Annotated in this window: 18 protein-coding genes; 3 read left to right on the top strand and 15 right to left on the bottom strand. The window is 39.2% G+C overall.

Features of this window, described 5'->3' with window-relative positions; all coding sequences use genetic code 11:
- Positions 1 to 100: 100 nt before the first annotated feature.
- Complete coding sequence (locus ACLN19_RS03555; RefSeq protein WP_413383362.1) at positions 101 to 1,090, top strand: L-lactate dehydrogenase; 990 nt, start codon at positions 101 to 103, stop codon at positions 1,088 to 1,090.
- A gap of 90 nt (positions 1,091 to 1,180) precedes the next feature.
- Here the strand turns inward: ACLN19_RS03555 and nox are convergent, their stop codons facing one another.
- The 9 genes from nox to ACLN19_RS03600 all read right to left on the bottom strand — a co-directional run bounded on the left by nox (position 1,181) and on the right by ACLN19_RS03600 (position 10,439).
- Positions 1,181 to 2,551 (bottom strand): H2O-forming NADH oxidase, encoded by a 1,371-nt coding sequence (gene nox / locus ACLN19_RS03560; protein ID WP_413383364.1) that lies wholly within the window; start codon positions 2,549 to 2,551, stop codon positions 1,181 to 1,183.
- 157 nt (positions 2,552 to 2,708) lie between these two features.
- Positions 2,709 to 3,662, bottom strand: coding sequence for an ABC transporter permease (locus ACLN19_RS03565; RefSeq protein WP_413383367.1), 954 nt, complete (start codon positions 3,660 to 3,662; stop codon positions 2,709 to 2,711).
- A 1-nt stretch (position 3,663) separates the two neighbouring features.
- Positions 3,664 to 4,725, bottom strand: a complete 1,062-nt coding sequence (locus ACLN19_RS03570; RefSeq protein WP_413383369.1) for an ABC transporter permease — start codon at positions 4,723 to 4,725, stop codon at positions 3,664 to 3,666.
- Complete coding sequence (locus ACLN19_RS03575; RefSeq protein WP_413383371.1) at positions 4,725 to 6,251, bottom strand: ABC transporter ATP-binding protein; 1,527 nt, start codon at positions 6,249 to 6,251, stop codon at positions 4,725 to 4,727. The genes ACLN19_RS03570 and ACLN19_RS03575 overlap by 1 nt, the downstream gene beginning before the upstream one ends.
- A 127-nt stretch (positions 6,252 to 6,378) precedes the next feature.
- Positions 6,379 to 7,425 (bottom strand): BMP family lipoprotein, encoded by a 1,047-nt coding sequence (locus tag ACLN19_RS03580; RefSeq protein WP_413383373.1) that lies wholly within the window; start codon positions 7,423 to 7,425, stop codon positions 6,379 to 6,381.
- A gap of 66 nt (positions 7,426 to 7,491) precedes the next feature.
- Positions 7,492 to 7,893: a cytidine deaminase gene (locus tag ACLN19_RS03585; RefSeq protein WP_413383375.1), complete on the bottom strand. Its 402-nt coding sequence runs from the start codon at positions 7,891 to 7,893 to the stop codon at positions 7,492 to 7,494.
- Complete coding sequence (deoC, locus tag ACLN19_RS03590; RefSeq protein ID WP_413383377.1) at positions 7,880 to 8,545, bottom strand: deoxyribose-phosphate aldolase; 666 nt, start codon at positions 8,543 to 8,545, stop codon at positions 7,880 to 7,882. The genes ACLN19_RS03585 and deoC overlap by 14 nt, the downstream gene beginning before the upstream one ends.
- Before the next feature lie 29 nt (positions 8,546 to 8,574).
- Complete coding sequence (locus ACLN19_RS03595; protein WP_413383379.1) at positions 8,575 to 9,852, bottom strand: pyrimidine-nucleoside phosphorylase; 1,278 nt, start codon at positions 9,850 to 9,852, stop codon at positions 8,575 to 8,577.
- On the bottom strand, positions 9,852 to 10,439 hold the full coding sequence (locus ACLN19_RS03600) for a class I SAM-dependent methyltransferase (RefSeq protein ID WP_413383381.1): 588 nt from the start codon (positions 10,437 to 10,439) through the stop codon (positions 9,852 to 9,854). The genes ACLN19_RS03595 and ACLN19_RS03600 overlap by 1 nt, the downstream gene beginning before the upstream one ends.
- 106 nt (positions 10,440 to 10,545) lie before the next feature.
- Here ACLN19_RS03600 and coaA point away from each other — a divergent pair, with 106 nt between their 5' ends.
- Together coaA and rpsT are read left to right on the top strand one after the other, a co-directional pair.
- Positions 10,546 to 11,466: a type I pantothenate kinase gene (gene coaA / locus ACLN19_RS03605; RefSeq protein WP_413383383.1), complete on the top strand. Its 921-nt coding sequence runs from the start codon at positions 10,546 to 10,548 to the stop codon at positions 11,464 to 11,466.
- A 53-nt stretch (positions 11,467 to 11,519) separates the two neighbouring features.
- Positions 11,520 to 11,768, top strand: coding sequence for a 30S ribosomal protein S20 (gene rpsT / locus ACLN19_RS03610; RefSeq protein ID WP_413383385.1), 249 nt, complete (start codon positions 11,520 to 11,522; stop codon positions 11,766 to 11,768).
- A 64-nt stretch (positions 11,769 to 11,832) separates the two neighbouring features.
- On the opposite strand, the gene ACLN19_RS03615 is transcribed toward rpsT, so the two are convergent.
- The 6 genes from ACLN19_RS03615 to pstB (ACLN19_RS03640) form a co-directional block, all read right to left on the bottom strand.
- Entirely contained in the window at positions 11,833 to 13,149 is a 1,317-nt protein-coding gene (locus ACLN19_RS03615) for a sensor histidine kinase (RefSeq protein ID WP_413383468.1), read from the bottom strand.
- Complete coding sequence (locus ACLN19_RS03620) at positions 13,130 to 13,816, bottom strand: response regulator transcription factor (RefSeq protein WP_413383387.1); 687 nt, start codon at positions 13,814 to 13,816, stop codon at positions 13,130 to 13,132. Before ACLN19_RS03620 ends, ACLN19_RS03615 begins: the two co-directional genes overlap by 20 nt.
- 118 nt (positions 13,817 to 13,934) lie before the next feature.
- Complete coding sequence (locus ACLN19_RS03625) at positions 13,935 to 16,484, bottom strand: M1 family metallopeptidase (RefSeq protein WP_413383470.1); 2,550 nt, start codon at positions 16,482 to 16,484, stop codon at positions 13,935 to 13,937.
- A 96-nt stretch (positions 16,485 to 16,580) separates the two neighbouring features.
- A complete protein-coding gene (gene phoU / locus ACLN19_RS03630) occupies positions 16,581 to 17,234 on the bottom strand; it encodes a phosphate signaling complex protein PhoU (protein WP_413383472.1) in 654 nt (217 codons plus the stop codon).
- 27 nt (positions 17,235 to 17,261) lie between these two features.
- Complete coding sequence (gene pstB / locus ACLN19_RS03635) at positions 17,262 to 18,023, bottom strand: phosphate ABC transporter ATP-binding protein PstB (RefSeq protein ID WP_413383389.1); 762 nt, start codon at positions 18,021 to 18,023, stop codon at positions 17,262 to 17,264.
- A gap of 8 nt (positions 18,024 to 18,031) precedes the next feature.
- Positions 18,032 to 18,835, bottom strand: a complete 804-nt coding sequence (gene pstB, locus ACLN19_RS03640) for a phosphate ABC transporter ATP-binding protein PstB (protein WP_413383391.1) — start codon at positions 18,833 to 18,835, stop codon at positions 18,032 to 18,034.
- Position 18,836: the final 1 nt, after the last annotated feature.

The raw sequence follows: 18,836 nt of genomic DNA on the forward strand, positions 1-18,836 counted from the left end.
ACAGTTTTTCTCTTTTTCTTCGTGACAGAATGAGACTAAAGTGATAGAATAGGTGTGTATGGGAATTTTCCCTGAATAAATTTAAGGAGATGTTTAGATAATGACTGCAACTAAACAACACAAAAAAGTTATTCTTATCGGTGATGGTGCTGTAGGTTCATCTTACGCTTTTGCACTTGTCAACCAAGGAATCGCTCAAGAACTAGGTATTATTGAAATTCCAGCTTTGTTTGATAAAGCTGTTGGTGATGCTGAAGACTTGTCACATGCCCTTGCCTTTACTTCACCTAAAAAAATCTACGCAGCTAAATACGAAGATTGTGCTGATGCTGACCTTGTTGTCATCACCGCTGGTGCACCTCAAAAACCAGGTGAAACTCGTCTTGACCTTGTTGGTAAAAACCTTGCTATCAACAAATCAATCGTTACTGAAGTTGTCAAATCAGGATTCAACGGTATCTTCCTTGTCGCTGCTAACCCAGTAGATATCTTGACTTACTCAACTTGGAAATTCTCAGGATTCCCTAAAGAACGCGTTATCGGTTCTGGTACATCACTTGATACAGCTCGCTTCCGTAAAGTTCTTGCTGACAAACTTGGTGTTGATGCACGTTCAGTTCACGCCTACATCATGGGTGAACACGGTGACTCTGAATTTGCTGTATGGTCACATGCCAACGTTGCTGGTGTCAACCTTGAAAGCTATCTTCAAGACGTTCAAAACTTTAACGCTGAAGAAATCCTTGACCTCTTTGTGAGCGTTCGTGACGCAGCTTACTCTATCATCGACAAAAAAGGTGCTACATTCTACGGTATCGCAGTAGCTCTTGCTCGTATCACAAAAGCTATCCTTGATGATGAAAATGCTGTTCTTCCAATCTCAGTATTCCAAGCTGGTCAATACGAAGGCGTTACTGACTGCTACATCGGTCAACCTGCAATCGTAGGTGCGCATGGTGTTGTTCGTCCAATCAACATCCCACTTAACGATAAAGAATTGCAACAAATGCAAGCTTCTGCAAACGAATTGAAAGCTATCATTGATGAAGCTTTTGAAAACCCAGAATTCCAAGCAGCTTCTAAAAACTAATCTAAAAAACCATAGTGATTACTATGGTTTTTACTTCTTCTTCAGTAATAAACATAAAAGTACAGGTTTTTGACCTGTACTTTTAAACTATTATTCGTCTGCTGAAAGAGCAGCCATAGTGATATAGTTATATGGTTGATTGAAATGAGGCAAGAAGAATAAATCTGTTAAAGCCAGTTTTTCAATAGTCACTTTTTCTTGAATCGCTAGTGAGAAGAGATGGATACCCATAGCAATATCGTCATAAGAGACCATTTGACAACCAAGAATGACACGGCTATCTTTATCATAGACAATCTTGATTGAGACTTCATAATTATCATGTTTCATAAAGGCAGGTTTTTGCAAGTCTGTAAAGCTTGTTTCAACGGCATTGTAACCTGCTTCTTTAGCTTTTTCTAAAGTCAAACCTGTCGATACCATATTAAGCCCATAAATAGAGATACCGTTTGAACCTTGTACACCAACACCTTCTAGCTCTGTACCGCAAGCATTGTGTGCCGCTACAATACCTGTTCTTACCGCATTAGATGCTAAGGCAATGTAGTTAATATCATCTCTTGAATTATCATAAATTGTAGCACAATCACCAATAGCATAAACATCTTTGATGCTTGTTTCTTGTTTTTTATTAACTACCCAAGCACCATTGGCAAACGTTTCCAAACGCCCTTTGCCTAGTGCTGTATTTGGACGGAAACCAACTGCCATGATAACCATATCAACATCAAAGGTTTCTTTATCAGTCACCAAGCGCTCAACTTTGCCATCACCTTCAACAGCTTGTACAGCTTGACCGTAAGCTAGTTTGATCCCGTGGTCTTCAAGATTTTTACTCATCAAATCTGTGAAATCACGGTCATAATAACCCCCCATACATGTGTCAGCAATATCAACAAGAATAACTTCCTTACCTTTACGCTCAAAAGCTTCTGCCAACTCAACACCAATATAGCCTGCACCAACGACAGCAACTCTGTTGATACCTGGTTTTTCTAACTTTTCAATAACTTCTGCTGAGTTTTGATATAATTTAACAAATTGTAAATTCTCAAGGGTAGCTTCAAAATCACGTGACCCTTCTTTAATTTCCACGCCTTTGATTGGTGGGATGATTGGTTGAGAACCTGTTGCCAAAATCAATTTTTCATATGATTCTACATGCTCTTTCCCATCAACAAGTGCTGTTACTTTTTTATTATCAAAGTCAATATCAAGCACTGGTGACTCCATATAAACAGTTGCTCCCATGCTTTCCAATTGCTCTTTGTCAGAATAAAACAAACCTTCTGGACCATCAATTTGCTCACCAATCCAGAGTGCCATTCCACATCCTAAGAAAGAAATATTTGAGTTTTGGTCGAAAGTCACCACCTCATTTTCAGCACCATAGTTGCTAAGCATTGTTTTGATAGCCGCGGTACCTGCGTGGTTTGTCCCCACAACAACAATTTTACTCATAAAAAATTCTCCTCTTTTCTAAATACTACTTTTTCATTATATCATATTATTAAACCGCTTTCAATGATTTTGTTTAATTTATCACGAAGTTTCATATCTCATAGCACTACTATCCTTTCTACATTAAAAAACACCCAAATCATTGGGTGTTTTAGTCTTATTTTGACTTGATATAATTGATACCATCTGCTTTTGGAGCTACAGATTTTCCAAGAAAAACAGCCAAGACGACAATCGTCAAGATATATGGTGTAATCTGCAGATATACAGCTGGTATATTTTTCAGAAAGGCTAAGTTACCACCGATAACTGCTAAACTTTGAGATAGACCAAAGAAAAGACTAGCTAACATCGCACCAACTGGATTCCATTTCCCAAAAATCATAGCCGCAAGAGCGATGAACCCTGGTCCTGAAATCGTTGTAACCGCAAAGTTTCCTGAAATAGATTGCGAGTAAATCGCACCACCTATACCACCTAAAAAGCCCGAGATAATAACACCCATATAACGCATCATATAAACATTGATACCAAGCGTATCTGCCGCTTGAGGGTGCTCCCCAACAGAACGTAGGCGAAGTCCAAAACGTGTCTTATAAAGGATAAACCATGCTAAGAAGGTAAACAAAATAGCCACATAACCAATAGCACTTGTCCCTGAGAAGAAAATATCTCCCAAAATAGGAATATGCGCTAATACAGGGACATCAAATTTACCAAATGACTCAACAATAGTATCAGTTTGTCCTTTATTATAGATAACACGGCAAAGAAATACGGCAAGAGCTGGTGCTAGTAAGTTTAGAACCGTTCCACTAACGATATGATCTGCCCGAAGATTAACCGTAGCAAGTGCATGAATCAGTGAGAATAAAATACCTACTAATCCACCGACTAAAACACCTAGCCAAGGCGTTGCTTTTCCGAAAGTCTCTGCAAACTCTAGATTGAACACAATCCCAGAAAAGGCTCCCATGACCATGATACCTTCTAAGCCGACATTGACAACACCGCTGCGTTCAGAATAAACGCCACCGATACTGGTAAAAATCAGGGGTGTTGCATAAATCAAGGTTGTTGATACTAAAAGTGATAATGTAGCAATAGACACCTTAGTTACCACCTTTCATTTGTTTTTTAGGTTTGATATAGCGCTCAATGAGATAGTGTGCTCCAACAAAGAAGATAATCAAAGCAGTCACAATACTAATCAACTCTTTAGGAATACCTGCAATGGTCATTCCTGAAGAACCGACACTGAGGAATGAGAAAAGAAATGCTGAGAAAAAGATACCAATAGGGTTATTTTGAGCCAATAAAGCTACTGCCATTCCATCAAAACCGATAGAAACCGAACTTGGCTGAACAAAGACATTTTCAAAAGTCCCTAGACCATAAACAACTCCTCCAAGACCTGCAAAAGCTCCTGAGATAATCATTGATAAAATAATAGTCCTTTTAGCTGACATCCCAGCATATTCACTGGCATGAGGATTCAAACCAACGGCACGAATCTCAAAACCTAAAGTCGTTTTATTCAATAAAAACCAAATAAGAATAATCCCAATAATGGCAATAAATATACCAATATTCATACGGGAATGATTGGTCAGACTATCCAACCAAGCTGTTTGATAGCTGACATTTTCAGAGACTTTGATACTAGAATCTGCATTACGCATGATATCTTTAGCAAAGAAACTACGGATAATGGCGTTTCCTGAATAAAGGACAATGTAGTTCATCATGATGGTCACAATAACCTCACTTGTCCCAAGATAGGCTCTTAAAATACCTGGAATAGCGCCAATAATCCCCCCAGCAATCATAGCAATAACTACTGTTAATAGAATACTCAACGGACGACTCATATCTGGATTTGATAAACCAAACCAGCCTGCAGCAATCCAACCTGCATAAGCTTGCCCAGGCAAGCCCACATTAAAGAAGCCTGCTCGACTAGCTACAGCAAAACCAAGTGCCACCAAAACAAGTGGTCCCATAGCTGTAAAAATTTCACCGATATCTTTAGCACTACCAAAAGCTTTATTAAACAACTCTTCGTAGCCCCATATAGGGTCATAGCCAAAGATAAACATGATAATGGCACCCAAGACAATACCTAGCAAGACTGAAATCAGAGGTACCGCAATTTGTTGACCTTTCTTAGACATTACTCTCCTCCTTTTTCAATGCTTCCGCCAGCCATTAACATACCTAATTCTTCTTTATTGGTTGTAGCTGGTGAGACAATACCTTGGATACTACCATCATGGATAACCGCAATCCGATCAGATAGATTGAGAATTTCATCTAATTCAAAGCTAACTACTAAAACAGCCTTACCGCGATCACGTTCTTCAATTAAACGCTTATGGATATACTCGATCGCCCCAACATCCAATCCACGAGTCGGTTGACTAACAATCAATAAGTCTGGATCTCGATCGATTTCACGTGCAATAATAACTTTTTGCTGATTTCCTCCTGAAAAGCCCTTTGCTGGCACCAATTCATTAGCACCACGTACGTCAAATTCAGTCATCAATTCTCTAGCATGCTCATTGATATAAGGCATATTGAGCATACCGTTACTACTCATAGGAGATTTATAGTAGGTCTGAAGTGCCATATTTTCTGCTAGAGTCATCTCTAACACTAAGCCATCGCGATGACGATCTTCTGGAACGTGCCCAACACTCAACTCTGTAATCTTACGAGCGGACATCTTAGTAACATCTTGACCTTTAATCGTAATACTACCAGATTTCACTTTTCTAAGACCTGTAATGGCTTGAATTAACTCTGTCTGCCCATTACCATCTATCCCTGCAATCCCAACAATCTCACCTGCACGTACTTCAAGATTACATTGTTTAACAGCTGGTACACCACGATTTTCATTGACGACAAGATCTTTTATGGACAACACCACATCTTTGGGTTTAGAAGCTTCTTTTTCCGTTGTAAAAGAAACCGAATGCCCTACCATCATCTTAGCCAAATCAGAAGATGTGGCACCTGCCACTTCCACCGTCTCAATGCTCTTACCACGACGAATAACGGTCACGCGATCTGCTACTGCACGAATCTCATCAAGCTTATGCGTAATCAATATGATAGACTTGCCTTCTTGAACAAGATTTTTCATGATCGTCATCAATTCTGAAATTTCTGATGGCGTCAACACAGCTGTTGGTTCATCGAAAATCAAAATATCTGCACCACGATAAAGTGTCTTTAAAATCTCAACACGCTGTTGCATCCCCACAGAAATATCTGCAATCTTAGCTTGTGGGTCAACGGCTAGACCGTATTTATGAGATAACTCTTCTATTTCGTTACTAGCTTGTTTTAAATCTAGAATGCCATTTTTTACAGTTTCTGTTCCTAAAATAATATTTTCGACAACTGTAAAAGCCTCCACCAACATAAAATGCTGATGCACCATCCCAATACCAAGCTGTGAGGATTTTGAAGGTGAATCAATCGTAACACTCTCACCATTGACCACAATCTCACCACTTGTAGGCACCAACAAACCTGCCAACATATTCATCAAGGTCGATTTCCCAGCCCCATTTTCACCTAAGAGGGCATGAATTTCGCCTTTTTGAACAGACAAATTAATATGGTCATTTGCGACGAAGTCACCAAATTTTTTGGTGATTTCTTTCATTTCAATGACATTTTTTGCCATGTCTCTCCCTTTCAAAATAACATTATAATTCAGTAAAACACACCTTACAGATGTGCTTTACTGAGATATAATCTATCTCAGCCTTAGCGAAAAAGCGATCTCTTAGATCGCTTTTCTCTAAGATACATTATTTTTCAGGGACAGTAATGTCACCATCAATAATTTTTTGTTTTGCTTCCTCAACAGCTTTATTAGTCTCTTCAGATGTGTTTGTCAAAGCAATCTCAACACCACCTGCCTTAAGACCATAACGTGTTGTTTTGTCGCCAGGGAATTTACCGTCAAGAGTGTCATTTGAAATCAATTGAAGGGCCTTACCAACTTCTTTGATTGTAGAAGCTAATACGAAATTAGATTCTTGACCATCTTTTGATTTGTAGTTACCATCGTCTTTTTGGTCACGGTCAACACCGATAACCCAAACTTTATCATCAGCATTACGGCTTTCATTGATTGATTTAGCCTCACTGAAGACACCTGTTCCTGAACCACCTGCAGCTTGATAGATAACATCTGCACCTGAAGCATACTGAGCAGCTGCAATAGTCTTACCTTTAGCGGCATCACCAAAAGAGCCGACATAGTTTACCTTCACTTCAATAGTGTCATCTACAGATTTAACACCTGCTTTAAATCCTTCTTCAAAGCGAGAGATAACTGTTCCTTCTTGTCCACCAACAAATCCAACTGTTTTGGTCTTAGTTGTTTTAGCAGCTGCAATACCTGCAAGGTAAGCTGCTTCATTATCTGCAAATAAGACACTAGCAACGTTTTCTTTACCTGTGATTTCATCATCAATCAAAACGAAGTTTGTATCTGTATTTGCTTCTGCTGCTTCTTCAATCGCATCATGAAGCGCAAACCCGATACCAAAAATCAATTGATAGCCACCAGAGATAGCAGTGTCAAGGTTATTGGTATACTCAGACTCATTTGTTGATTGGAAATAATCATAACCATTCCCTTTTGTAAGGTCATGCTCTTTCCCCCAAGCTTGCAAACCTTCCCATGCAGATTGGTTAAATGACTTGTCATCAACACCACCTACGTCTGTAACCATAGCTACTTTCAAATCTGCAGAAGAACTGCTAGATTTTGAACTACGATTACCACACGCTGCCAAGCTAAGAGCTGCTACCGCTGCCAAGCCCAAACCGATAACTTTCTTGTTCATTAGAATGAACCCTCCTAAAAAAACTTTAAATACCTAAGCCCTTAGGGCTTAAACGCTAAACACAGATTATGTCAAATCTGCAAACGAATACGGAAGTAATTCCCCGACCGTCATCTCGACCGTCGTCTTGCCATCTTGGGCCACCAAAGTCACTCTAGCAGATGAGTCAAAAAATTCTGCCATCACCTGACGACACGCACCACACGGTGAGATAGGCTCTTTTGACTGTCCATAAATAACAAGTTCTTCAAAATCTCTGTGTCCTTCAGACACTGCCTTGAAAATGGCTGTACGCTCTGCACAGTTGGTCAAACCAAAGCTCACGTTTTCAACATTACAACCACTAAAAATACGACCCTCTTTAGTTCTAAGACTCGCTCCAACAGCAAAGTGTGAATACGGAATATAAGCTCTCTGACTCGCTAAAATAGCCGCTTCAATCAAGGCTTCTTTATCAATAGCCGTCATTTGCTGACTCTCCTGTCACGATAGCGACACCTGCTGAGGTTCCAATACGTGTGGCACCAGCCTCGATAAAAGCTTTAGCGTCAGCTAAATTTCTAGCACCACCTGCTGCCTTTACACCAACCTCTTTGCCAACCGTTTGACGCATAAGAGTCACATCTTCTACGGTTGCCCCTTTATGAGAAAAACCAGTGGATGTTTTCACAAAATCAGCACCTGCAGCTACTGCCAATTGACATGCCTTAATCTTTTCATCATCTGTCAACAAGCAAGTCTCAATAATAACCTTAACTAATTTATCCTGACTAGCCTCGACAACTGCACGAATATCATCTTCTACGGCTTGATAATCTTTAGATTTTAGGCTACCAATAGCGATAACCATATCAATCTCATCAGCGCCATTAGCGACAGCATCTCTCGTCTCAAAAGCTTTAGTAGCACTTGTCGTTGCTCCAAGTGGAAAACCAACGACTGTACACACCTTAACATCACTATTTTTGAGGACATCACTAGCATATGAAACCCAAGTAGGATTAACACAAACACTGGCAAAATGATACGTTTTCGCTTCTTCTAAAAGCTTATCAATCTGCTCTTTAGTGCTGTCTGCCTTTAATAGTGTGTGGTCAATGAAGGTATTGATTGAATTCATAGGTCCCTCTCTTAATGGTTTTACCCTCATCACGATATAATGGCTAGCATTTCTCGTGGTGTTTTTCTTACTCTCTCTATTTTAACATTTTTTTTGAATTCTGTAACCACTTTTTCCTCAAGGATTTCATCTGTGTAAATTTTCGCGACAATTTCGCCTTTTTTGACCTGATCTCCTACTTTTTTATCAAAAACGATACCTGTTTCATAATTGAGAGCATCTGTTTTGACGGCACGTCCAGCTCCTAGCTTCATAGCCAACAAGCCAAAAGTAAGAGCAGGTAACTCGCTAATGTAGCCTGACTGATCAGCTGTGATATCAATAACATACCTAGCTTTTGAGGGGCGCTCAAGATCTGCTAAATCACCGCCTTGAGCCAGCACCATCTCATGCCATTTCGCTAAAGCAGCTCCGCCAACTAAATGTTCACGAATTTTCTCTTTAGAGACTTTAACATCTGCTAAGTCCAACATCAACTCTGCTAGCTCACAGATAAAATCGGTCAAATCAGCTCGACCTTCTCCTTTCATGACATCAAGTGCTTCAAGAATTTCTAAGCGGTTTCCAATCGCACGGCCTAATGGTTGACTCATATCCGTTAGGACCGCTATGGTTTTTCGTCCCACTTGCTTACCTAAATCAACCATTACTTGCGCTAGCTCTTTAGCATCCTCTAGCGTCTTCATAAAAGCACCATCTCCGACAGTTACATCTAGTAAAATAGCATCTGCACCTGCTGCAATTTTCTTACTCATAATAGAGCTTGCAATCAATGGAATACTATCTACTGTCGCTGTCACATCACGCAAAGCATATAATAGCTTATCTGCACGAACAAGACTATCAGATTGCCCAATAATCGCCAAGTCTATATCGCTAACCTGCTTTATAAAATCAGCTTCTGAGCGCTCGATTTGAAAGCCTTTGATAGACTCTAATTTATCAAGCGTCCCACCTGTGTGCCCCAAGCCACGACCACTCATCTTAGCAACTGGAACACCAAAACTAGCTACTAAAGGCGCCAAAATCAAACTAACCTTATCACCGACACCACCTGTTGAGTGCTTATCGACCTTGACACCATTGATAGTCGATAAATCAAATTCATCACCTGACTTGACCATACTCATGGTTAAATCAGCTATCTCACGACTGGTCATTCCTTTAAAATAAACCGCCATAGCAAAAGCTGACATCTGATAATCAGGCACTTGATTAGTGATATAACCTTCAATCAACCACTTGATTTCGTCTGTGGTTAATTCATAGCCATCACGTTTTTTTTGAATGATATCTACCGTACGCATTATTTGACACTCCTCAAAATATAATATCCTTTGTCTTTTGTAAGCACTTGGCAATTGCCAAATACCAGCTCCATCTTAGCTTTAGCGCTAGGAGCTCCTTGCTTTTTCTGAATCACAATCGTCAAATCACCTCCAGAAACGAGGTAATCTTTTGCCTCTTCAATAATCGCATGGACCACTTTTTTGCCCGCTCGAATAGGCGGATTACTGATGATATGCTCAAAATGCCCTGTCACCTTGTCATACAAATCAGATTGAAAAACTTGCACTTTCACTTGATTGTTCAACGCATTTTTCTGAGCCAAATCCACAGCACGATGATTGATATCAACCATCGTCACATCAAGCTCTTCTACTTTTGCTAAAGCAATCCCTAGAGGACCATAACCACATCCTACATCTAAAAGACGCTCTCCTTTTTGAAAAGCTAGCGCCTTTAATAAAACTTGGCTACCATAGTCAACCATTTTCTTTGAAAAAACGCCCGCATCCGTCATCAAATGAAATGTATGACCTAATAGATTGACCGAAATCTCATGAATATCATGCTTACTGTCAGGATGCTCCTCGTAGTACATATTTGCCATAATGTCTCCTTATTGATTGTTACTCTTTACGTCGATTGTATCATATATTGAAATGGTTTTCAATTTTTGCTTTCCATGCTATAATAAAGGCAATAGGAGAACGACTATGACTAATCCATTTATCAATTTTGAGCGCTTATCTCGCTTAGAATGGCAAAACCTCCATCAACAAAGTGAGCCACCTCTGACAACTGCTGAGCTCGAAACCATTAAGAGTCTCAACGATCGTATTGATCATCAAGATGTTAGTGATGTCTATTTACCACTCATCAGCCTGATTGACATTTATAAGCGTGCTAAAGATAACCTTGCTTTTTCAAAAAGCATCTTTTTAAAGAAAGAGCAAAGCCCTACTCCATTTATTATTGGTATTTCAGGTTCTGTTGCGGTAGGTAAATCGACCACTAGCCGTCTCTTACAATTACTGCTAGCTAGAACCTTTTCTCATAGCCATGTTGAGCTAGTGACAACCGATGGTTTTCTCTACCCAAATGCTTATTTAAAAGAACACCAGCTTTTAAATCGCAAAGGTTTTCCCGAGTCCTACGATATGGAGCGCTTACTTAGCTTTTTGGAAGCCGTTAAAAATGGCCAAGAAAGCCGTATTCCTCGCTATTCTCACAAGATTTATGACATTATTCCAAACGATTTTCAGACTATTTCTTCTCCTGATTTTCTCATTGTAGAGGGCATCAATGTCTTTCAAAATCAGCAAAACAATCACCTCTACATCAGCGACTATTTTGATTTTTCCATTTATATAGATGCCGACAGCAAACTTATTGAAAGTTGGTATTTAGAGCGTTTTGAAAGTCTTCTTGAACTGGCTAAAAAAGACCCTAGCAATTATTATTATCGCTTTACAACACAACCCAAACCAGAAGTCTTAGCTTTTGCTCGCAACGTCTGGCAGACCATCAATCTGGTCAATTTGGAAAATTATATCGCACCAACTAAAAATCGTGCCGATATTATTTTACACAAGGCAAGCAATCATAAAATTGACGAAATTTACCTTAAAAAATGATAAAGACTTGCCAAATAATGATTATTTCGATATAATAACATAGTTATATCAATATGGAGGTAAAGACATTGGCAAACATCAAATCAGCTATCAAACGTGCAGAACTCAATGTGAAACAAAACGCTAAGAACTCAGCGCAAAAATCAGCTATGCGTTCTGCAATCAAAGCATTTGAAGCAAACCCAACTGAAGAGCTTTTCCGTGCTGCTTCTTCTAGCATCGACAAAGCCCAAACTAAAGGGTTGATTCACAAAAATAAAGCAAGTCGTGATAAAGCTCGTCTTGCTGCAAAATTGGCTTAATGCCGCAAAGCTGGTTACCCAGCTTTTTTTGTATTTAAAAAGTGTTAGCTTTTGCTAACACTTTTTATTTTCCTAGAGGTAATTTTACTTCAAAGATTGCACCATGTGGTTGATTATCTTTTACCGTTATACTACCTCTTAGCGTTTTTATGATTTGCTGCGCTAACGATAAGCCCAGTCCAAAACCACCTTGTTGGCGAGTTCTCGCTTTATCAACACGGTAAAAACGCTCAAAAATACGCTTTTTATCCGCATCACTAATACCACAACCATTATCTGCTACACGGATAATCAGATGCCTGTCTGTCGTTTTCACCATCATAGTGATAACACCATCCTCAAGGGAATATTTCATAGCATTATCAAAAAGAATGGTCATGACCTGCTTCAAGAGCACATGGTCACTCTTAAATGGACGGTTGACTCGGTTTTCTGAATGGAAAACCTTCCCATTTTCCTTTGCTATCAGGCTATAATTATCAAAAATTGACTCTATCTCCTCTTCTGTGATGATACTGTACTCTGGTTTTATCCCATCATCACGTCTAGCTAGATTCAGAAGATTGGTTGTTAGTAGTCGCATATTGCGCACTTCATCCAAACTAGAGGTCAAATTTTCAAAATTATCTAAAATCGTTTCATTTGGCTTTCGTAAGAGTGCCTCTAGGCGATTTTGAAGGACAGACAAAGGAGTCCTCAGCTCATGACTTGCGTTTTCCACAAAGCTTTTTTGTTTTTCATAACTCTCTACAATCGGCTTTTGCGTCCACATAGCTAGATATATACTCGCTCCAATGGACAAAAGCCAAAAGATAATCATCAAGGTAATAATAATTCTCTCATAGCGATCACTTGCTGCTACGAGTTGCTCTACATTGACAGCTATGGTCATATAACGAACATCAGGATAGTTGCTCGCGTTAACTTTTACCGTAATATAATGATAATGCTCGCTTCTATCTCCCAAAAGGCTAGGTACATTAGCTGAGATGATCGTTCCTAGACGCTTAACATCTACATTGATATTTTGAAGCTTGGTAAAAATAGCCCCTTCTGTAAGCGCATTTCCGTCTTCATCAAACAAAATAATCTCTGTATTGGGTGCAAAATTAGCAAAAGATACCTTAGGCTCATAGACAGTATCATCCGTCAAAAGATTACTAGCTCTCGTCGCTTTTGACATAACCCATCCGACATATTGATCGGCATCTTTAGCAGTCGTCAATAAACTACTATCTGTGGAAGAGTAGAGACCTGTGCGCATAATCTGCAAAATCAAGGTCGTCATAATGATGAAAATCCCTGAAAAAACAGCAAAAAAGTGGAAAAAATGATTAAACTGACTGCCTGCTAGAAGTTTTTTAACCTTCTTGTTCTTCATCATTTTTGAGAATATACCCCACACTGCGTAATGTCTGTAGATTATCGACAAACTGCGTTCCCTTTAATTTTTTTCGCACCTTAGACACATACACTTCAACCACTGAGATAGTCGTGTCACTATCAAATCCCCAAATGCGATCAAAAATCTGTGATTTAGGCAAAATAACATTTTGATTTTGCAAAAAATAAACCAATAAATCAAATTCTTTTCCAAGTAGCTCCACAGTTTTGCCGTCAACATAAGTCGTATTAGTGGAGGTATCAACAGTTACATTACCATAGACCAGATTATTATGACTTAGTTTACCAGCACGCTTGAGAAGCGCTTGGATGCGCATCTTCAATTCTTCGAGATAGAAGGGTTTTGTCAGATAATCATCAGCTCCCAGCTCAAAACCATGCCCCTTATCATCAAGCCCTTCTTTAGCCGTCATGATAAGAACAGGGGTTGTATTGCCTTTATCACGTAACTCTTTAAGGACCTGAAATCCATTTTTTTCTGGTAACATCAAGTCAAGCAAAATCAAATCATAAATGCCACTTTCAGCTTCATAAAGCCCTTCTTCGCCATCAAACACCTGCATGACATCCGCAAAATCGTCCAAAAAATCAAATATGGAGTTGGACAAGCTGAGGTCATCTTCAATCAATAAAATTTTAATCATAGACCGTCTCCTCTATCGTATTAGACTCTCCTATAAGCCATATATCCTTTTTAGGATATCATAAAAAGCTTAATCACATCTAAACCAAAACCCCCTTGATAAACAAGGAGGTAAACCATTATGCTAATTCAGAGATAGCAGCAAGTACCTTGTCTTTAGCTTGATCTAATAAATTAAGGCGTGCTGTAATTTCGTTGATTCCCATTGTGATATTACGACTAATGGCCAAATCATTCAATTGAGGCTCAAAGAATGCTTTATAAGAGGCTAGACTTTCTGGTGTTTTAAAGACATTGGCTGGATAGATAACAAATTTATCAAAACTCATATCCCCACCAAGGCTATCTTTAATCCATTCCCAATTCTCCTTAGCCCACTCCCACACAGGTTGTTGGGTAAAACTATTAGCTAAGAAATTGCGATACCAACTAACCGCTAAATCTTGCGGTTTAACAACATCTTTGTCCTTCCATTTACCAAGGATATACTCAAGCGTCTCCAAATCTTTTGTTTTAGAAAGAGCTTGGCTTAGCTGTCTTTGGAAATAACTATCCTGTGTCTTTTCGTAAGTTTCAAGATAACGCTCTACTAACTCTCTTGATTCATAACTTTGCATATGATTGGTCAATACAAGCTGACGAATAGAAGCAGGAATCTTAGCTAAATCTTGGTCATATTCCGCAAAAATACGATTAGCTTCTTGACTAGCATCACTATTTTCAGCATAAATCATATTAGAAAGGGTGATTTGACGAACCATTTCGTCCTCATCACTCTCACCTTCCACCTTTACAAAGCCCAAGCGCTTGTAATTTTGCTCACTAATAGTCTCAACCATTCGTTTAAAGATGGATTCTTCTTGTGACCCTTCATCTACAAACAGTTTTAAACCATCAAGAATCGCCTTAATAGCAGCATTAACCAAATAAGAGGTTTCATTGCGCAAACCTGATACCAACGGCACCAGAGTCGCATAATCAATATATCCTCCTTCAGCTAATAGCCTACGGTCTTGAAGTATCTGCAACTTGGACGTACTGTCTAAATCAGAGAAGCTTACCAAAACATTATCCAACACAATACCTTTATAGTTGATAATATAGTGTGCTGTATTTTCAGTGTTTAAACGCAGCGCACCTTGAGCTTGGTTATCGCGACATAATTGACTATAATTAGGGATTTTTAGCGTTTTCTCAGTTAAGATATCTGGTAAACCTTGCCAATTACTGTTCAGCGGAATTTGCCATAGACGATTGTGCTCTTCATGCTCTCCAATGAAAAATTGCTCCTGTGTCACAATCAATGTATCATCTTCCACAGACAATGAAACCACGGGATAGCCTGACTGCTCTAGCCAAGAATCCATAAAGGCAGCAACATCCTTACCAGATGCTTGAGATAAAGCATCCCATAAGTTACGTCCAATTGTATTAGCATACTGATATTGTTCAAAGTAAGCTTTCAAACCTGCTCTAAAGGCACTATCACCAAGCCAACGACGTAACATATGCATCAAACGACTACCCTTAGCATAAACAATAGCAGGGTCAAATAAAGTATTGATTTCATCAGGGTGATTGACCTCTACATGGACAGACTGAACACCGTCAGTCGCATCACGTTGCAAAGCAAGAGGGACACCTGCCGTCTGGAAATCTTCAAAAATGTGCCAGCTAGGCTCAATCGCATCAATCGCTACATATTCCATCATGTTGGCAAATGACTCGTTTAGCCATAAGTCATCCCACCACTTCATTGTCACCAAGTTACCAAACCATTGGTGAGCTACTTCATGAGCAATCACTAAAGCGACTTGTTGGCGACTTTGAGCCGATGAGTTGTCATCTACTAAGAGGTAGATTTCACGATAAGTCACCAATCCCCAGTTTTCCATTGCACCTGATGAAAAATCAGGAAGAGCTAGATGGAGTGACTGAGGAATCGGATAGTGAACCCCAAAATAATCCTCGTAAAATTCAATCGTGCGTTTCGCAATATCAAGAGCAAACGCTAACTCAGATGTTTTATGCGCACGTGTCGCATAGCTTCCTACCAAGGTTCCATTTTTAGTCTCAGTTGTTATGCCATGGAGTGCTCCAAAAGCAAAAGCTAACAAATAAGACGACATCTTAGGACTAGTCTCAAATGTCCATATACCTGTCTCTTTTCGACGCTCACTATTGATTTCAGGCATATTTGAGATAGCTATATCGCCTTCTTCTTGATCAAATTTTAAACTTAAATCAAAGGTTGCCTTAGCTTCTGGCTCATCCACACAAGGAAACGCTTCTCTTGCAAAATGACTTTCAAACTGTGTTGAGACAACCTCTTTTTTAATACCATCCAAGGTGAAATACGAAGGATAGATACCTGTCATATTATCTGTAATTTTCCCTGAAAATTCGATAACTAAAGTCATGGTACCTGTCTCAGGCAGCGTGATATGAACAGCTTCTTGACTGTTGTCCATCTCAAACTCAAGCTCTTGATTATCCAACAATACAGACTGAATCATCAAGTCTTTTTGATGAAGAGACACCCTTGTCTCAAGTGCTTCACCACTCACAGCCACATTACCGCTAAAGTTTTTTTCCTTACGGTTAAGATCTAAAAATAAATTGTAATGCTCAGGGACAAAGCTATCCACAAAATGTGCAACTTTCATGATTCTCCTCACTATCGTATCATTTATAGTAAAATGAAGATGTCGCAAAAGCAACACCTTCATCTTCTCTGACGTTACTTGCAAAGTAACACCATTATATCACATTTCTACAATTTTACCAGTCTCTAAATAAACAATCCACTCACAAATATTGCGAGCATAATCTCCGATACGCTCCAAGAACATAATCACTTGGAAATATTCTTTTCCTGCAAATAGCGCATCTGGTTGTTTTTTGATTTCTTCAATCGCTAGATTTTGGATTTCACGGAAATAATTGTCAATTTTTTCATCAAAAGCTGCAATTTCATAGGCTTTTTGGCTATCCCGATTGATATAAGCATCAAACGCATCTTCTAGCATTTGCTTAACTTCCTTGCCCATTTCTTTGATTTGTGTCTCAACAATGGACAAACGCTCCTCACCCTTCATACGAATCGTCGCTTTAGCAATCGAAGAAGCGTGATCCCCCATACGTTCAACATCACTAGACGCTTTTAATACCGTGATAACCGTACGCAAATCTTGTGATACAGGCTGTTGCAGTGCAATAATCTCAAGCGATTTTTTCTCTAATTTTGATTCAAATTCATTAACCACTTCATCTTCTTCGATGACTTCTCGAGCAAGATCACGGTCATGCGTTACAAAAGAACGCACTGCTTTATTGAGCTGTCCCACAACTTCTGTCCCCATAGCGTAGAACTGATTGTACATTTTTTCTAATTCTTCTTCAAATTTTGATCGTAGCATCATAGTCTCGTCTCCTTTTTTCTCTTCTTAACCAAACTTACCAGAGATATATTCTTCGGTTTCTTCATGTTTCGGATTGAGGAAGAGTTCCTTAGTATTACCATACTCTATTAAATCACCTGCTAAGAAGAAGCCTGTTCTATCTGAAATCCGAGACGCTTGAGACATTGAGCGTGTCACAATTAGCATCGTATATTGATTTTTAAGATCGTACAAAGTCTCTTCAATCTTTCCAGCTGAAATCGGATCTAGCGCTGAGGTTGGCTCATCTAACAAAATGATTTTAGGGCTAGTAGCTAGAACACGTGCGATACAAACACGTTGTTGCTGCCCACCTGACAAACCAACAGCCGAATCATGCAAGCGATCTTTGACCTCATCCCAAATAGAGGCACCGCGCAACGATTTTTCAACTGCTTGATCTAGAATTTCTTTGTCTTTAACACCTTTTAGACGTAAACCATAGACTACATTTTCGTAAATGGTCATTGGAAAAGGATTGGGCTGTTGAAAGACCATACCGATTTCTTTTCGTAATGCTACAGTATCCATCTTAGGACTATAGACATTGTGCCCATTATAAACCACCGCACCTGTCAAGGTCACTTCTGGATTTAAGTCATGCATACGATTGATAGCTCGTAGCAATGTCGATTTCCCAGAACCTGATGGTCCAATCAGTGCTGTAATTTCCTTAGGATAAAAATCCATAGTGACACTATTTAAGGCTTTTTTCTTATTAAAATACACTGATAAATCATGTACTTGTAAAATAGATTCTTTGGTCATAACCTCTCCTATCCAAAGTGTCCTGATACATAGTCGCTAGTTGATTTTAGCTTCGCATTTTGAAAGACATTGTTTGTTTTATCATACTCAATCAAATCACCCAAATAGAAAAAGGCAGTATAATCACTAGCTCTAGCAGCCTGTTGCATATTATGTGTCACAATAATGATAGAGTAATTTTTCTTCAACTCAAACATCGTTTCTTCCAACTGCATGGTAGCAATTGGATCTAGCGCTGAAGCGGGTTCATCCATCAACAAGATGTCTGGCTTCACCGCAATCGCTCTTGCAATACAAAGACGTTGTTGTTGTCCACCTGAGAGGGTGAAGGCTGACTTATGTAAATCATCCTTTACTTGATCCCAGAGTGCTGCTTGTTTTAGAGATGTTTCCACAATCTCATCCAACACTTGCTTATCCTTAACCCCTGCACGCTCATAGGCAAAGGTAATGTTCTTATAAATCGATTTCGCAAAAGGGTTCGGACGTTGGAAAATCATACCGATATGTTTACGCATTTCATAAACATTGATATTTTGTGCATTCACATCAATTCCTTCATAAAGAATTTCGCCTGTCACGCGTGCAATATCAATCGTATCATTCATACGATTTAAGCTACGTAGGTAGGTTGATTTTCCACAACCAGAAGGACCAATAAGTGCAGTAATTTTATTTTTTTCAAACTGCATATCAATCCCTTTTATCGCCTCTTTATCACCATAATAGACATGAAGGTCCTTAGTTTGTAGTGTAATCTTATCCTCTGGGATTGTAATGATATGGCGTTCATCCCAATTATATTTTGCCATA

The sequence above is a fragment of the Streptococcus lishijunsis genome, assembly GCF_047290665.1.
Lineage (GTDB): Bacteria > Bacillota > Bacilli > Lactobacillales > Streptococcaceae > Streptococcus.

Excerpts from the sequence above, each read along its gene's own strand:
- pstB (WP_413383391.1), bottom strand. The coding sequence starts at position 18,835 with ATGGCAAAATATAATTGGGATGAACGCCATATCATTACAATCCCAGAG.
- ACLN19_RS03595 (WP_413383379.1), bottom strand. The coding sequence starts at position 9,852 with ATGCGTACGGTAGATATCATTCAAAAAAAACGTGATGGCTATGAATTA.
- rpsT (WP_413383385.1), top strand. The coding sequence starts at position 11,520 with ATGGAGGTAAAGACATTGGCAAACATCAAATCAGCTATCAAACGTGCA.
- ACLN19_RS03585 (WP_413383375.1), bottom strand. The coding sequence starts at position 7,893 with ATGACGGCTATTGATAAAGAAGCCTTGATTGAAGCGGCTATTTTAGCG.
- ACLN19_RS03555 (WP_413383362.1), top strand. The coding sequence starts at position 101 with ATGACTGCAACTAAACAACACAAAAAAGTTATTCTTATCGGTGATGGT.
- pstB (WP_413383389.1), bottom strand. The coding sequence starts at position 18,023 with ATGACCAAAGAATCTATTTTACAAGTACATGATTTATCAGTGTATTTT.
- coaA (WP_413383383.1), top strand. The coding sequence starts at position 10,546 with ATGACTAATCCATTTATCAATTTTGAGCGCTTATCTCGCTTAGAATGG.
- ACLN19_RS03575 (WP_413383371.1), bottom strand. The coding sequence starts at position 6,251 with ATGGCAAAAAATGTCATTGAAATGAAAGAAATCACCAAAAAATTTGGT.
- nox (WP_413383364.1), bottom strand. The coding sequence starts at position 2,551 with ATGAGTAAAATTGTTGTTGTGGGGACAAACCACGCAGGTACCGCGGCT.
- ACLN19_RS03600 (WP_413383381.1), bottom strand. The coding sequence starts at position 10,439 with ATGGCAAATATGTACTACGAGGAGCATCCTGACAGTAAGCATGATATT.
- ACLN19_RS03570 (WP_413383369.1), bottom strand. The coding sequence starts at position 4,725 with ATGTCTAAGAAAGGTCAACAAATTGCGGTACCTCTGATTTCAGTCTTG.
- ACLN19_RS03615 (WP_413383468.1), bottom strand. The coding sequence starts at position 13,149 with ATGAAGAACAAGAAGGTTAAAAAACTTCTAGCAGGCAGTCAGTTTAAT.
- deoC (WP_413383377.1), bottom strand. The coding sequence starts at position 8,545 with ATGAATTCAATCAATACCTTCATTGACCACACACTATTAAAGGCAGAC.
- ACLN19_RS03580 (WP_413383373.1), bottom strand. The coding sequence starts at position 7,425 with ATGAACAAGAAAGTTATCGGTTTGGGCTTGGCAGCGGTAGCAGCTCTT.
- phoU (WP_413383472.1), bottom strand. The coding sequence starts at position 17,234 with ATGCTACGATCAAAATTTGAAGAAGAATTAGAAAAAATGTACAATCAG.
- ACLN19_RS03620 (WP_413383387.1), bottom strand. The coding sequence starts at position 13,816 with ATGATTAAAATTTTATTGATTGAAGATGACCTCAGCTTGTCCAACTCC.